Consider the following 882-nt stretch of genomic DNA (forward strand, 5'->3'; position numbering starts at 1 on the left):
CTTCGATGTGTCACAGATCCAGTGTGGGAGCGAGCCTGCTCGCGAAGCGAACAACCCGGTCTTTCAGACCAATACCGAGTAATCATTCAGCGCAAAATGTCTCCTGCAAATGCCGCCACAACACCCGCCCGTCCTCGCTCTTTTCAAACACCACTGTCGACCGGCGATCAGTGTGCAACCCGCTCGCATCGCTCTGCTGCTCGCGATAACTCAGCGTTGCGCCATGCGCATGCAGGGCAATCCCGCGCAGCTCACTGAGCTCGATCCGGAACCCGGGCTTCTTCCCGCCTGCTGACTGAAACAGCCCGCGCAAGGCTTCGATATCCAGCGCCCGACCCAGCGGCGTGACCATGGAAAAATCCGCCGAGAACCGGCTCAGCAAGCGCGCAAGTTCCGCCGAATCCTGCTCCACGGCAAACCAGCGTTCGATGACCAGGTGGGCCTGGATCACTTCATCAAAATATTCGTTGTAGTCAATCATGTGGGTTTTTCCTGAAGGGAAGGTGGGCTCAGTAGGGCGAGCACTGTGGAGGCGTCGAAACGCAGCGCGGCGACCATCGGCAACAGCTTCAGCAGAGCGGCGGCGAGAAAGCAGTAAGCGGAAATCATTGCCGCCCAATGCGCCCAACAGCGAACTGAGCAGCAGTGGCTGATTCAGGACGATCTGGAAGCGGGGCGATTGGTGCGGTTGCTGGTCGATCACCGCTTCGCCCGGTAGGGGGTGTATGCGCTGTACCCGGATACCCGGCATTTGCCGTTGAAGGTGCGGGCGTTCATTGATTTCATGAAGGGCTGGGGCTGAGTGTTGGCTGATCTGGCCCCTTCGCGAGCAGGCTCGCTCCCACAGGGGATCTTCGATGTGTCACAGATCCAGTGTGGGAG

At 59.5% G+C, this 882-nt stretch carries 1 protein-coding gene and 1 pseudogene; one reads left to right on the forward strand and one right to left on the reverse strand.

Annotated features, from left to right (window positions below):
- Positions 1-82: 82 nt before the first annotated feature.
- Positions 83-481, reverse strand: coding sequence for a DUF4440 domain-containing protein (locus HT737_RS20640; RefSeq protein ID WP_182403913.1), 399 nt, complete (start codon positions 479-481; stop codon positions 83-85).
- Between the two features lie 162 nt (positions 482-643).
- On the opposite strand from HT737_RS20640, the pseudogene HT737_RS31885 reads away from it, so the two are divergent.
- A pseudogene (locus tag HT737_RS31885) lies at positions 644-802 on the forward strand (LysR substrate-binding domain-containing protein); the annotation flags it as partial.
- Positions 803-882: the final 80 nt, after the last annotated feature.

This window comes from Pseudomonas sp. MD195_PC81_125 (assembly GCF_014060985.1).
Taxonomy (GTDB): domain Bacteria; phylum Pseudomonadota; class Gammaproteobacteria; order Pseudomonadales; family Pseudomonadaceae; genus Aquipseudomonas; species Aquipseudomonas parakoreensis.

What these genes read in the sequence shown, in the direction of transcription:
- HT737_RS20640 (WP_182403913.1), bottom strand. Translation starts at nt 481, where the DNA reads ATGATTGACTACAACGAATATTTTGATGAAGTGATCCAGGCCCACCTG.